This is a genomic window from Microbacterium schleiferi (genome assembly GCF_020781975.1).
In the GTDB taxonomy this organism is placed as follows: domain Bacteria; phylum Actinomycetota; class Actinomycetes; order Actinomycetales; family Microbacteriaceae; genus Microbacterium.
In genome coordinates, this window is record NZ_JAJGNI010000002.1 from 289,796 (window position 1) to 302,425 (window position 12,630).

The window sequence follows — 12,630 nt, forward strand, 5'->3', positions numbered from 1 at the left end:
GTACAGCAGCGAATTCATAGCCCGGCGATGCGGCCGGCGCGAACAGCAAGGGAGCATACGATGCCGAAGGCAATAGTGATCGACCAGGGCACGCACGCGGTGGCGTTGCGAGATGTCCCCATGGCCACCGAGCCGCCATCCGGGTCCGTCCACGTCCGACCGCTCTGGTTCGGGATCTGCAGATCCGACACGGAGCTCCTCGACGGAGACTTCGACTCCTGGGCTCCCGTGAACTACCCGATCGTGCCCGGACATGAATGGGTCGGCGTCGTGACGGCCGTCGGACCCGGCTCAGACCGCTTCTCCATCGGCGACCGGGTCGTCGGCGAGTGCGTGACAGGCCACATGTCGTGGTTCGGTTTGACCTATGACGGCGCCGGCAGCGAAGAGTTCGTGGTTCTCGAGCGACTGCTACATGACGTTCCCGAGCGCATCAGCGACCGCAGCGCGGCGATGATCGAGCCGTTCACTGTCGCGTACCGCGCTCTCGAGGAAGCGGGCTCGATCGATGCGAGCGACACGGTCGTGGTCATCGGCGGAGGCATGATCGGACAGTGCGCGGCGCTGGCTGCGCACGCGAAGGGCGCACTGACCGTGCTCGTCGAACCGTCGGCACAGCGCCGCGAGATGGCGACACGACTGGGGGTGGACGCGACGGTGGATCCGTCCGCGCCCGATGCGGAAGCCACGATCGCTGCAGTCGCCGGGCCACTGGGCGTGCGCGTGGTCATCGAAGCCTCCGGCAATCCCCACGGGATGGCGAGCGCCTATCGCATCGTCAGCCACAACGGCACGATTGTGCAGATCGGGATCACCGCCGCGGCCGAAGTGTCCGCGCCGCTGGCTCTCATCCAAGCGAAGGACCTCACGATCAAGGGGATCACAGGGTCGTCGGGCGTGTGGCCTCGGGCGATTCGGTTCATCGAGCGGACGGGCATCGACCTCACCCCTCTGGCCACCGACGAGTTCTCCTTCGATGAGGCCGCGGAGGCGTTCGATCGGTCACGTGACGCATCGAGCACACTCAAGGTCCTGATCCACCCCTAGTAGGGGCAGGGGCCCCGAGACCGACGCGTCGGTCTCGGGGCTTCCTCACCTTCTGGGGGCGCGACGGACCTCATCACGCCAGACGGACCACGCGCGCTGCAACTGCCCGTCGTTTGCGGCTGCGGCCGCAGCCGCCTCTTCAGCGGTGAGTGCCGTGTACTCGCCGCGCAGTCCGATCGCCGCGGTCTGCGCTCGCGCGTTGAGGTCCGCGTATACCGCACGGGCCACAGCCTGCTCCAGCGATGCGCCGACGGCGACGAAACCGTGACCACGCATCAGGATGACGGGAGCATCCCCCAGCGCCGCGGCCAGATCCCCACCCAGTGCTGTGTCGCGGATCAAGAGATCGCTGGCATGACCGACGCTGTCGCGGATCTCGAACACCGGCACCTCCTCACCCAGGAATCCCGCCATGTGCCACACCGCTCGCAGCGGCACCGCAGAGATACTGAAGGGCACCATCGACGGCGAGTGACTGTGGACGATCGAGACCACATCCGGCCGCGTCGCGTAGATCCGCCCGTGCAGAAAACGCTCGAGATAGCTCGGTCGCCGATCGGATGTCTCGCCGTCGAACGACATCTCTTGGATGTCATCGGTCGTCACCAGTCCCGGCGCAAGGTTCCGTGAGATCAGGAATCTGTCGGCGCGGAAGGGGTGCCGGACACTCACATGTCCGAAGGCATCCAGAATGCCTTTGTCCACCAAAACGTGGTTGGCGTCCACGAGGTCTTCGAGGACACGCTCAGGCCGTTCTTCGTCTTGCTCCGTCATCGTCTTTCCTCTGCTGGTCATCCCGAGGCGCTGCGGCCTCAGTGCCCATTGGCGGGGTCGTCCGGATCACGCGCTGCGCGTTCGCCCCGATCGAAAGAGCCCAGGAGGGCGAGTTCTTCCGGGGTCAAGGTGAAGTCGAAGATGTCGATGTTCTGCGCGAGCTGCTCGTGAGTCATCGCCCGCGGGACGGGCACGATCTCCTCATCGAGATGCCAGCGCAGCAGCACCTGGGCCGGTGACTTGCCGTGACCAGCGGCGATCCGGCCCACGACGGGGTCTGACAGAAGCGGGCCGCCACGCCCGAGAGGGCTCCACGCCTCCGTTTGGATTCCGTGCGCCCGGTGGTACTCGCGCTGTTCGACGCGCGCGATATCGACACTGAGCTGAATCTGATCGACATCGGGGAACACGCCGGTCGCCTCGACGATTCGATCGATGTGGTGAACCGTGAAGTTGGAGACACCGATCGCTTTCACGAGCCCCTGCTCCTGCAGCTGGACGAGCCCACGCCACGCATCGACGTAGCGATCCAGCGCGGGGACCGGCCAGTGGATCAGGTACAGGTCGAGGTAGTCCACACCGATCGCTTCGAGCGCGCTGTCGTAGGCGCGCTTCACACCGTCGACACTGTGGTTCTCCTTGTTGAACTTGCTCGTGATGAAGACCTCCGAGCGAGGAATCCCGGATGCGCGAAGACCGGCCCCGACGGCATCCTCGTTCCCGTACTTCTCCGCCGTGTCGAACAAGCGGTATCCGAGGTCGACGGCTTTTTCGACCATGGCGGCGCATTCATCGCCCACCAGCGGCCAGGTCCCCATCCCCACGCGAGGGATGCGGGCGCCCCGAAGAAGCGGACGCGTCGTCTGCTCGTGTGCTGTCACGGTCTGGCTCCTCTGGAGGTGGGCGGCGTCGCCGAGGCTGGTCAGCGCGTCGCGGGCGATGTCGACTGAATCGCAGCCTGCAGCCGCGCGACGAGATCCTGGGTGCGAGCCCGGGATGCCACAGATCGTCGTGCGTCGATGAGTGCGCGCGGCCAGTTGACGATCACAGCACCATCGACGGCTTCACCGTCCACGCCGTAGACCACGCCGAATCGTCCCGCGGCGGGCTCTCCGACCAGCCTGGAGTGTTCCGAGCCGGTCCGTCCGACGATCTGGATCTTCCAGTCGTACTGGTCGCTCCATACGTACTCGGTCGGATCGTACGCACGAAGATCCTCCGGGTGCACGATGTTGTGCGCCACCAGTTGCGCCTGGTCGGCGGCACTGGTCCAATGCTCGAGGCGGACAGAGTCGGGATGACGGTCATTCGTGAATCGTGCGACGTCACCGATGGCGTACACGCCGGGGACACCGACCGCCGAGAGTGTCGCATCGCAGATGACGCCGTTGTCGACGCTGACGCCAGATCCGGCGAGCCATTCCGTATTGGGAATCGCGCCGATGCCCAGCAGGACCGCGTCGACGCTCAGAGTCGAGCCGTCCGTCAGCAGCAGATGACATTGCTCATGCAGTCGGTCAACGCGCTCAACTGACACACCGAACCGGAACCCGACCCCCTCACGCGAGTGCTTGTCCGCGAATATCTTGCCGATCTGGGCGTTCATGGCTCGCCCCATCGGAGCCTCCAGGGGCTCGATGATGCTGACCCTCAGACCCGCCTTCACTGCTGTCGCGGCAACCTCCGCACCGATGAAGCCCGCCCCGATGACGGCGAGGTGCCGCCCTGCAACGAGATCGGCCCGGAGGGCATCTGCGTCCGCCCGAGACCGCAGAACATGCACGCCGGGGAGGTCGGCCCAAGGGGTACGGCGCGCGCGAGCCCCCGTCGCGATGACCAGCTTGTCGTACGTGAGGGTCGTACCGTCGCTGAGGGAGACGCTCGTGCTCGCGGGGTCCAGAGCTGTTGCCCGCGTACCGAACTTCGTCGTGACGCCAGCGTCAGCGAGCGCTTCAGGAGAAGTCAGCTGGATCCGATCACCAGACGATGCACCGCTCAGATAGTCCTTCGACAGCGGAGGCTTGTCGTAGAGCGGGTTGGGCTCCGCATCGACGAGCGTGATGGCGCCACCGAAGCCTTCCGAGTGGAGGTTCTGTGCAAGTTTCATGCCGGCGACGGAGCCACCGACGATCACGACGTGAGACACAGGTGGGGCTCCGTCAGTCTTCGACCCACAGCGCCGATACCGGGCAGCTGCGGGCCGCCTCCTCGACGCGTGTCCGCTCGGAATCGGGAACCTCGGTCTTCAGGAGGACGACGAGTCCCTCATCATCGATGTCGAAGTAGTCGTCTGCGGCGACGACGCAGTTTGCATATCCCTGGCAGAGCGAGAGATCAGCCTTCACGGTGGCCATCTGGCTTTCCTTCTTGGTCGGTTGGGGGTTACTGGTCAGGTGAGTCTGGGAACAGTGGCGCGTCGGGGGTCCCGATCATCTCGGAGAACGTCCGCACCGTCTGCCAGGTGAGAGCCTCCAGCTCGAGCGGATCGAGGGCGATCCATTGGCCTGTCTTCGACGAATCGATCAGAAGTCGTGTTCCGTTTCGGGTCTCGACGCGCGAGACGGTGATCTCAGAGAACTCGTTCGCGATCTGCAGCGGCTCACCCACCCGACGTTCGAGGAGCCGCGCACGCTCTTCGGCGGCAGCGCTCGCGGCCGCGCGGTCGAGGTCGGCGCCTTCCCACTCGATCGTCATAGGAAGATCGCCAGGTTCTGGGTCCGCAGCACCGACTCATCCACCATGATCACGCGACGGGCGAGTCTGTACTGGCCATCGACTTCACGGAAGACGTCTTCGCGGTGTGCCGAGATCAACGACGGCTCGTTCACATCTCCGCGACTGCGAAACAGCAACACGGCGGAATCTGCGACGACCTCGCCGGCGACGTCGCTCTCGAACACCCGCACGTTCGTGATGAAGTGGCGCAGACGAGACGGGGGGTCTTCGGTCCAGGCATGCTCAGTGAGGAAGCGCGCGACACGGCGGCTCAGCGAGTATTTGTTCTCGTCCCAGTGCGCCATCCCGGGAGAGGTCGTGAACGGTGTGCCGAGGGCGGTCGTCGCGCGCACCGGCATGATGTAGTGGATGTCCTCGGTCAGCAGTTCGAGCCATTCCTCGTAGCGCTGCTGATCAAGGGTGTAGGCCTCCTCCACCAGCCACCGGTTGATGGTGTTGTGGATCTCGCTCGTGAAAGGGAGCGATGCTCCCACACGAGATGCGAGCGTCGAGTCCTTTCGAAGTCGTGATGCCTGCGAGATCGCGGTTCCCGTCTCCTCGATCATCGGGTCACCTCCTGCCCGTTATTGGTGATTCCCTTCGGGCGGGGAGTCGCATCCGATGAGATCTCGCCACCGATGGTGAGCGCGTGGAAGTCCACTCCCTCGTACTCCGGCTCCATGTAGTCGGCCCAACGGTCGAGCAGATGCCGCTGGTTGTACTCGCCGTAGCCGACGTGCGCGACGCCGGGCCCTGCGAACTCGTCCTCGGTGAGCGGCGCGACGACGGGCGAGCCGTCCTTCAACATGCCCATCCGTCCGTTGAGGAGGAGTCGACGAGCCATAGACCCCTTGGCCGTGTTCGTCAGCGATACCCAGTTCTCGACGTCGTCCTGTTCGAACATGCCGCTCGAACCGAAGCACATCAGATAGGCCTTGTACGACAGTGCCTTGAACTCTTCGGGCGCCTCGGCGTCGACGGCGAACCAGGAGTAGACCTCGGTCTCGTTCTCGCTGATCGGCACCCACGTGCGCAGTGAGATGAACGGGAGCACGTCCTCGTCCGAGCCCTCTTCGACCTTCGGCCAGTTGTGGACGAGGCTCATGTTGGGGAACATCGACGCGGCCGAGATCATGAAGCCGTCGCGTCCCACGACATCCAGCTGAGCCTGCGACCAGGTCTCCTTCATCCGGGCGATCATCTCTTCCGGGTAGCCGACGTAGCGCAAACGCTCGTCGAGGTCGCCCGGTGGGAGCTTGTACGTCGTGCCTCCGCCGTTCCCGGCCCAGTAGGTGTTGCCGTCCTTGCGCTTCTCAGCCTTGGGCTCACGGAACAGGCCGATCTCGACGACCGAGGTGTGCGTCTGCGGCGTGTGGTACATGTCGCCGGCGAAGTTCTCGGCACCGATCTTCCAGTTCGTCTTCACGCGCCAACGTTGCGGCCCCTTGAGTTCGATCCCACTCGGGCTCTGCTTCGTGTAGTAGTCGAGGTAGAAGCGGAAGTCGCCGATGTAGTCGAGCAACGGCGGAGCCTCGGGGTCCATGCTGATGAAGATCAGACCGTTGTACATGTCAAGGTTCGGGGCGGGCAGCAGCCGCGCGCCCTTTCGGCTGAATCCTGCTTCGCCGCCGTAGGCCTCCTGGTGGAACGGCAGACCGACGATACGTCCGTCGTTCCGATAGGACCAGCCGTGATACGGGCAACGGAAGTGGGATGCGTTTCCGATCTCGGCACGACACACCTGCATACCGCGGTGGAGGCACATGTTGAAGTGCGCGTGGATCGTGCCGGTTTCGTCGCGGACGATGATGAAGGAGTCATCGAGGACGCGTCGGACGACATAGTCACCCGCCTGTGGGATCTCCGACTCATGGCCGACGAACAGCCAGGCTCTGCTGAAGAGGTTCTTGCGTTCGCGGTCGAGGATCTCGCCGTCGTTGTAGATGAATGCCGGAATCATCCCACGACGGATCTCGTCGTAGATGGTCGTCGTCGGATTGCCCATACGTACCCAGTCCTCTGTCTCCGCGCTTCTGCACTCAGAGCTCGGAGCGCAGCTGTTGTCTCTGTCCTTCAGAATCTTATTCTGCTCGACAGGGACATTTTGTCAAGCAATACACCCACCCTCGTCGCTATGCTTCTGACCAACAGAATTAGTGTCTGCCGATCCTGGAGTCGAGATGAGCCCGTCCCCCAACGCCGCCACCCGCACCTGGAACGCCGTCCTCGACGGCGTTGCGTGGGAAACTTCGTCACGCTACGAGGTCTAGAACCCGACCAGCGCCGAGCCGCTCGCGTCGGTCCCCGACCTGGATGCGAGCGAGGTGGATCGGATGGTCCGAGCTGCCCACGCCGCACAACCGGAGTGGGCGGCTCTCCCGCCTCGCGCCCGCGCGGCCGTGCTGCGCCGCCTGGCAGCCACGATCCGGGACCACAAGGAAGAGCTCGCCGAGCTGGACGCGCTGGACGGCGGGTTCACCCTGTCCATGATGCGAAACGACGTGGATGCGGCTGCGGAGCTCATCGACATCTTCGCCGACATGGCGCTCGAGCTCGGCGGCCGGACGATCCCGGTCAGCGCGAACCTGCACTACACAACGCAGATCCCGTACGGGGTCGTCGCTCGCATCGGCGCGTTCAACCACCCCTTCTTCTTCGCGGCATCGAAGATCGCCGCTCCACTGATGGCCGGCAACGCTGTCGTGCTCAAGGCACCCGACCAGACGCCCCTTTCATCCCTGCGCTTGGCCGAGCTGGCCACGGGTGTCCTTCCCACCAACCTCCTGCTTGTCGTGAGCGGTCGCGGGGCCGTAGCCGGGCGTGCCCTGGTTCGGCATCCGGATGTCCGCCGAATCGGGTTCATCGGGTCCACCACGACCGGCCAGTCGATCCAACGGGATGCTGCGGAGACGGGAGTCAAGCACGTGACCCTCGAGTTGGGTGGGAAGAACGCTCAGATCGTCTTCGAAGACGCCGACCTCGAAGCCGCCGCTGCCGGCGCCGTCGCCGGGATGAACTTCACCTGGGTTGCCGGGCAGAGTTGCGGCTCGACGAGCCGACTGCTGGTCCACTCTTCGGTGGCCGAGCAGATGATCCGCCTCGTCGCGGAACGTATGGCATCGATCCGCGTCGGAGACCCCCTGGACCCTTCCACTGAGATGGGTCCCCTGGTGTCGAGAGCTCAGATGGAGAAGTCCCTGCACGCGATATCCGAGGCTCTCAGCGCAGGCGCGACTGTCGAGACCGGTGGACATCGGCCGGACGGAACCCCCGACGGGTGGTTCGTCGCACCCACACTTCTGTCCGGGGTGGCTCCCGGGTCGTTCGTCGAGCAGAACGAGATCTTCGGCCCGGTACTTTCTGTGATCACGTTCGACTCCGACGAGGAGGCGATCGCGATCGCGAACGGCGTCGAGTACGGACTCACCTCGAGCATCTGGACCCGCGACATCACACGCGCCCACGTCGTCGCACAGCGCGTTGAGGCGGGGTACGTTCTGGTCAACAGCGGCAGCCGGCACTTCTGGGGGCTTCCGTTCGGAGGAGTGAAGGCCTCAGGTATCGGTCGGGAAGAGTCTCTCGAAGAGCTCCTCTCTTATGCCGAGACGAAGACCACGACGATCATGCTGACGTAGAGCCTGTACCGCACTCGACGGAATGCGCCCCCAAGTGTCGGCTCTCGAGGTCGCTGCGCCGTCACAGGCGAAGGGCTACGATTCCCCTGTGCAGAGATCGACTACCACCGCGGCGCCCCAGTACCCCATCGAGTCGATCGACAACGCGTTGCGGTTGATTCTCCTGCTCGGGGAAAGAGGTGATGTGCGTCTCACCGAGGCGAGCGCCCACCTCGGCGTGGCGACGTCAACCGCGCATCGGATACTGGCCATGCTCACGTGGCGAGGTTTCGCGCGGCAGGACACCGCGACCAAGGCGTACGAGCCAGGTCCGGCACTCACCACCGTCGCCTTCTCCGTCCTCCGCAGACTCGATTTGCCGCGAATCGCTCAGCCCCTGCTCGAGAACCTCGCGGCAGAGATCGGGGAGACCGCGCACTTGGGCACCCTCGAGGGAGATCGTGTCCGGTTCCTCGCCGTCGCCGAGCCCGCCTCGGCAGTTCGGGTGGCTTCACGACTCGGCCTGTCGATGCCTGCGCACTGCACCTCGACGGGAAAGGCGCTGCTCGCCGAACTCAGCGACGACAGCCTCGATCGCCTGTACCCGGACGAACATCTCGAGACTGTCACACCGAAGTCGATAGCGAGCCTGTCTCAACTCAAGGAAGAGCTGGAGCGGGTGCGAAGCGACGGATACGCCACCAACCGCGAGGAAAGCGAGATGGGGGTCGCGTCGGTCGCGGTCGCCGTCGGGGTTTCTTCCGGCCTGAAGCTCGCACTCAACATCTCGGCCCCCGTGTTCCGCCTGCCCCAAAGCAAGTCGCGCAGTATCTCGCGGAAACTCCGGGAAGCAGCACTCACACTCGCCGATCTTCTGGGGTAGATGCCGCCTCACCGCTCACAGGAGGCGCATCCATCGCCCTGGGCTGACGCCAGCCAGGCCGCGTAGGACGGTCAGATGACGAGGTAGACCGCACCGACGACGGTGAGGACGATGACGATCTGCTCGAACAGACGCTGACTGATGACGCCGGCGATGCGCCTCCCGACGAGTGCGCCGAGGAGTACGGCGGGGACCAGGATCAGATCGACGACGAGTCCCGGCACCGTGATGAGCCCGAAGGCGATCGAAAAGGGGACCTTGGCGACGTTGACGACGGCGAAGAACCATGCAGCGGTGCCGAGGAAGACGTGAACGGGCAGCCGGGCCGAAAGGAAGTACATCGACATGACCGGGCCCGCGGCGTTCGCGACCATCGTCGTGAACCCGCCGAGCACTCCGTACACGCCCGCGGCTGCCGCGCTCGGCGCGGTCACGGTATCGGTCTGGGCTCGCCGTCGCCACAGCGTGATCGCAACGACCAGGAGGAGGATGATACCGATCGTGCGGCGCACCCCTTCGTCGGAGGAGTAGGCCAGGAACAGCGTCCCGGCGAGGATCCCCGCCACGACGGTCGGGATCAAGCGCAGCAGGGCCCGAATGTCGGCGTGGCGCCGATAGGCGAGGACCGCGAACAGGTCGCCGACGATGAGCAACAGCAGGATCGTCCCCGTCGACTGCTCGGCGGGTAGTGCCGCCGCGAACAGGGCGACCGCGATCGTGCCGGCGCCGGGAAGCGCCGCCTTCGAGAGCCCGATGACGACCGCGCCCGCCGCGAGAGCGAGCCACGCGATGACGCTGAGCTCAGGCACGGACGGTCACTCGACTCACGCTGAGCACGCTACCCGAGTCGCACCGGGCGCGTTCCCGTCACTGCGCCGAAGCGAGGCGCGTGACCCCGCTCAGGATGACATCCAGTCCCACCTCGAAAGAATCCCCGAAGTCATACCCGGGCTTCATCACGTGCTCGACCGTGAAGGTCAGGAGCGCGGGATACTCGTCGGGCGAGAGCGGTGCGACGATCTGCTCCCCAGCCTCGCTCAGATCGCCTCCAGTGCCGCCAAGGGGCAGCGCCGCCTCCTGCATCGCGAATCCGTAGACGAACGCATCGATGACCGCGACCCCGTGGGCCACGGCCCAGAGAGGCATTCCTGAGCGCATCCAGGTGGCAAGCATCGCGTCGTGGTGTTTCAAGATGTCGACCCCCGGAGTCCGGCGCGACTCCATGATCGGGATCGCCCAGGGATGCCGGCGCAATGCCGCGCGCAACGAGCGCGCCCGTTCTCGGACCGCTGCATCCCACGAGGCCCTGGGATCGGGCATGCCCACTTCGTCGAAGACGCGCCCTACCATCCCGTCGACGATGTCGTCCTTGCTACTGACGTAGTGGTACAGACTCATCGGCTTCACACCGAGATGGTCGGCGAGCCGTCGGATGGTCAACGGCTCGAGGCCGACATCGTCAGCGAGCTCCACGGCACCACCGATGATCCGTCCACGATCGAGCGAGCCGCGCACGACCCCCGGCTTGCCGACCATCGTTCCACCCCTCCGCCGTCGACTTGACGACTCGTACTTAGTAAGAATACAGTGCCCTCAGAAGCGTACTAAGTACGACACGACCCAGGAGAATCGACATGCCCCTTGACACTGACATCCGCCGCCGCACCGCCGCACGTGTTGCCGCGTTCGGTTACGTCGCCCTCTTCGTTCTTGCGATCTTCGCCAACTTCGTCGTGAAGCAGGGGATGATCGACCCGACCGACGCCCTCGCCACGACCGCTGCCATCAGGGAGCAGGAGGGCCTGTTCCGCCTTGGATTGGCGTCGTTCGTTCTGATCTTCCTCATCGACGTGGCCGTGGCGTGGGGTCTGTACGTGCTGTTCCTCCCCGCCGGGCGGACCCGCTCCCTGGTCGCAGCATGGTTTCGCATCGTCTACACGGTGATGCTCGGAGCTGCGTCCGTCTTCCTGTTCGTCGGCCTCGAGGTCAGCCTCGGCGCGGCAGACCTCGGCCCGGATGTGGCGCTGCTCATGTTCGCGGCGTTCGACTTCGCCTGGCTCGTCGGGTTGATCGCCTTCGGTGTGCATCTGATCCTGATCGGCGCGCTGATCATCCGCTCACGGATCGCTCCCCGCGCCATCGGCGCCATCCTGATGATCGCCGGCGCCGCGTACGGACTCGACACCCTTCTGCACATCGTCCTATCCGACTATGAGCCGGTCGGCGGGGTGATGCTCGCCGTCGTGGCGACGACGTCGATCGTGAGCGAACTCGTCTTCACGATCTGGTTGCTGCTCGCGGGACGGCGCTCCAGCCCGGCCACCGACGATGAGGCGAAGATCCCCGTCGCCGCGTGAGAGCGTCAGATCCAGGGCGAACTGACCGCGAAGGCGTCGGCGACGCTACGGATCTCGTCCCGGGTCAGGCCCTCTCCGATCCCGCCGGCTGCGAGGTTCATGTACTCGTACTTCGCCCCGGTCTCGGCGTACTCGACGCGGTCGACCGCTCGCGTGACAGAAAGATCGGAGCGGGCCATGACGCCGTGCTTTCCCCACAGGGAGATGTCGGTTTCCCGCAGCGCCGCCACGTTCGCCGCCATCATCTCGGGAGAACCGGGCACTAGGAACGGAAGCACGCGGATGCCCTGGGAAAGCGCGACGATCGACTCCGGCTCCCAGCGCAGCAGCCGCGCGTTCATCGTGGCATCGTCGCGGTACGCGGGAATGTGGGACAGGAAGGTCAGATGAGGGGGCTGGGCGTGCACCACCGCCTGGAACTCCACGTTCCGCGTCGCGACCTGGTCGTCGTGGACCGCGATGTGCGTGGAGCACGCACCCAACGGTGTCGAGTCCGTGCTCGCTCAGCTGCAGGCTGCAGCCGCCTACCCCGTCACCGCCGTGGTCCGCATCCCCGCGAACGATGCCGTCATCATCAAGCAGGTCCTCGATCTGGGAGCGCAGAACATCCTGGTGCCGATGGTCAATTCCGCCGCGGATGCCGCCGCCGCTGTCGCCGCGGTGCGCTACCCGCCCCGCGGCCGCCGCGGCGTGGGCTCCGCGCTCGGTCGCTCGGCACGGTGGAACCGCGTGGACGACTACCTCGCGGACGCGGACGAGCACGTCTCGCTGTTCGTGCAGGTCGAGACGGTGGATGCCGTGCGAGCGGCAGGTGAGATTGCGGCAGTCGACGGCATCGACGGCGTCTTTGTCGGACCCAGTGACCTCTCGGCGTCCATGGGCCTCCTCGGCGCCCAGACCCATCCCGAGGTCGTGGCGGCGGTGCGCGCGGCGTTCGCCGCCGTGACCGCCGCCGGCAAGCCGGTGGGCGTGAACGCGTTCGACCCTGACGCGGCCCGCGGATACCTCGACTGCGGGGCGGCGTTCATGCTCGTCGGCGCCGACGTCGCACTCCTTGCCCGAGGCTCGGAAGCATTGGCGGCTCGCTACTGCGCCGCGACGGAGCCCGAGTCTTCAGAACGCGCCAGCTACTGATCTCGCTCGTTGCTGCCAGCGTCGCGGGTGCGCCGCAACGGTGCACCCATCGTCGAGTTCGATCACTGCCATGGGACTTTTTGCGCCGAGCTCACCGACAGTCCGC

The 12,630-nt window shown here is 65.4% G+C and carries 13 protein-coding genes and 2 pseudogenes; 5 read left to right on the forward strand and 10 right to left on the reverse strand.

Features of this window, described 5'->3' with window-relative positions; translation table 11 throughout:
• The first annotated feature begins 60 nt into the window (after window positions 1-60).
• On the forward strand, window positions 61-1,047 hold the full coding sequence (locus tag LL236_RS03625) for a zinc-dependent alcohol dehydrogenase (RefSeq protein ID WP_228177428.1): 987 nt from the start codon (window positions 61-63) through the stop codon (window positions 1,045-1,047).
• A 45-nt stretch (window positions 1,048-1,092) separates the two neighbouring features.
• On the opposite strand, the gene LL236_RS03630 is transcribed toward LL236_RS03625, so the two are convergent.
• Genes LL236_RS03630 through LL236_RS03660 form a run of 7 tightly spaced genes read right to left on the reverse strand, consistent with a single transcriptional unit; the run spans window position 1,093 to window position 6,541 of the window.
• Window positions 1,093-1,821 carry a class II aldolase/adducin family protein gene (locus LL236_RS03630; protein WP_228177429.1) on the reverse strand — a complete coding sequence of 243 codons (729 nt, stop codon included), beginning with the start codon at window positions 1,819-1,821 and terminating at the stop codon, window positions 1,093-1,095.
• Window positions 1,822-1,859: 38 nt separating this feature from the next.
• On the reverse strand, window positions 1,860-2,702 hold the full coding sequence (locus LL236_RS03635; protein WP_228177430.1) for an aldo/keto reductase: 843 nt from the start codon (window positions 2,700-2,702) through the stop codon (window positions 1,860-1,862).
• A 41-nt stretch (window positions 2,703-2,743) separates the two neighbouring features.
• The gene (locus LL236_RS03640) at window positions 2,744-3,967 is read right to left on the reverse strand and encodes an NAD(P)/FAD-dependent oxidoreductase (RefSeq protein WP_228177431.1); all 1,224 of its coding nucleotides are present in this window, start codon (window positions 3,965-3,967) and stop codon (window positions 2,744-2,746) included.
• 13 nt (window positions 3,968-3,980) lie between these two features.
• A complete protein-coding gene (locus tag LL236_RS03645; RefSeq protein ID WP_228177432.1) occupies window positions 3,981-4,175 on the reverse strand; it encodes a ferredoxin in 195 nt (64 codons plus the stop codon).
• Window positions 4,176-4,203: 28 nt separating this feature from the next.
• Window positions 4,204-4,515 carry a hypothetical protein gene (locus LL236_RS03650; RefSeq protein WP_228177433.1) on the reverse strand — a complete coding sequence of 104 codons (312 nt, stop codon included), beginning with the start codon at window positions 4,513-4,515 and terminating at the stop codon, window positions 4,204-4,206.
• Window positions 4,512-5,102, reverse strand: a complete 591-nt coding sequence (locus LL236_RS03655; protein WP_228177434.1) for a 3-phenylpropionate/cinnamic acid dioxygenase subunit beta — start codon at window positions 5,100-5,102, stop codon at window positions 4,512-4,514. The genes LL236_RS03650 and LL236_RS03655 overlap by 4 nt, the downstream gene beginning before the upstream one ends.
• A complete protein-coding gene (locus LL236_RS03660; protein WP_228177435.1) occupies window positions 5,099-6,541 on the reverse strand; it encodes a Rieske 2Fe-2S domain-containing protein in 1,443 nt (480 codons plus the stop codon). Before LL236_RS03660 ends, LL236_RS03655 begins: the two co-directional genes overlap by 4 nt.
• Before the next feature lie 277 nt (window positions 6,542-6,818).
• Between LL236_RS03660 and LL236_RS03665 the strand changes: the two are divergent.
• Both LL236_RS03665 and LL236_RS03670 read left to right on the forward strand, forming a co-directional pair.
• Window positions 6,819-8,171, forward strand: a pseudogene (locus LL236_RS03665) (aldehyde dehydrogenase family protein); the annotation flags it as partial.
• Between the two features lie 88 nt (window positions 8,172-8,259).
• A complete protein-coding gene (locus LL236_RS03670; protein ID WP_228177436.1) occupies window positions 8,260-9,033 on the forward strand; it encodes an IclR family transcriptional regulator in 774 nt (257 codons plus the stop codon).
• Between the two features lie 71 nt (window positions 9,034-9,104).
• Here LL236_RS03670 and LL236_RS03675 read toward each other — a convergent pair whose 3' ends face one another.
• Both LL236_RS03675 and LL236_RS03680 read right to left on the reverse strand, forming a co-directional pair.
• Window positions 9,105-9,842, reverse strand: coding sequence for a sulfite exporter TauE/SafE family protein (locus LL236_RS03675; RefSeq protein ID WP_228177437.1), 738 nt, complete (start codon window positions 9,840-9,842; stop codon window positions 9,105-9,107).
• Between the two features lie 58 nt (window positions 9,843-9,900).
• Complete coding sequence (locus LL236_RS03680; RefSeq protein ID WP_228177438.1) at window positions 9,901-10,569, reverse strand: TetR/AcrR family transcriptional regulator; 669 nt, start codon at window positions 10,567-10,569, stop codon at window positions 9,901-9,903.
• Window positions 10,570-10,667: 98 nt separating this feature from the next.
• On the opposite strand from LL236_RS03680, the gene LL236_RS03685 reads away from it, so the two are divergent.
• The gene (locus LL236_RS03685; protein WP_228177439.1) at window positions 10,668-11,390 is read left to right on the forward strand and encodes a DUF4386 domain-containing protein; all 723 of its coding nucleotides are present in this window, start codon (window positions 10,668-10,670) and stop codon (window positions 11,388-11,390) included.
• 5 nt (window positions 11,391-11,395) lie between these two features.
• Here the strand turns inward: LL236_RS03685 and LL236_RS03690 are convergent, their stop codons facing one another.
• Window positions 11,396-11,815 carry a class II aldolase/adducin family protein gene (locus LL236_RS03690; RefSeq protein ID WP_308017242.1) on the reverse strand — a complete coding sequence of 140 codons (420 nt, stop codon included), beginning with the start codon at window positions 11,813-11,815 and terminating at the stop codon, window positions 11,396-11,398.
• On the opposite strand from LL236_RS03690, the pseudogene LL236_RS03695 reads away from it, so the two are divergent.
• Window positions 11,781-12,524 (forward strand): annotated as a pseudogene (locus tag LL236_RS03695) (aldolase/citrate lyase family protein); the annotation flags it as partial. The gene LL236_RS03690 and the pseudogene LL236_RS03695 overlap by 35 nt on opposite strands.
• Between the last annotated feature and the right edge of the window lie 106 nt (window positions 12,525-12,630).

Excerpts from the sequence above, each read along its gene's own strand:
- LL236_RS03625 (WP_228177428.1), top strand. The coding sequence starts at position 61 with ATGCCGAAGGCAATAGTGATCGACCAGGGCACGCACGCGGTGGCGTTG.
- LL236_RS03630 (WP_228177429.1), bottom strand. The coding sequence starts at position 1,821 with ATGACGGAGCAAGACGAAGAACGGCCTGAGCGTGTCCTCGAAGACCTC.
- LL236_RS03645 (WP_228177432.1), bottom strand. The coding sequence starts at position 4,175 with ATGGCCACCGTGAAGGCTGATCTCTCGCTCTGCCAGGGATATGCAAAC.
- LL236_RS03650 (WP_228177433.1), bottom strand. The coding sequence starts at position 4,515 with ATGACGATCGAGTGGGAAGGCGCCGACCTCGACCGCGCGGCCGCGAGC.
- LL236_RS03655 (WP_228177434.1), bottom strand. The coding sequence starts at position 5,102 with ATGATCGAGGAGACGGGAACCGCGATCTCGCAGGCATCACGACTTCGA.
- LL236_RS03660 (WP_228177435.1), bottom strand. The coding sequence starts at position 6,541 with ATGGGCAATCCGACGACGACCATCTACGACGAGATCCGTCGTGGGATG.
- LL236_RS03680 (WP_228177438.1), bottom strand. The coding sequence starts at position 10,569 with ATGGTCGGCAAGCCGGGGGTCGTGCGCGGCTCGCTCGATCGTGGACGG.
- LL236_RS03685 (WP_228177439.1), top strand. The coding sequence starts at position 10,668 with ATGCCCCTTGACACTGACATCCGCCGCCGCACCGCCGCACGTGTTGCC.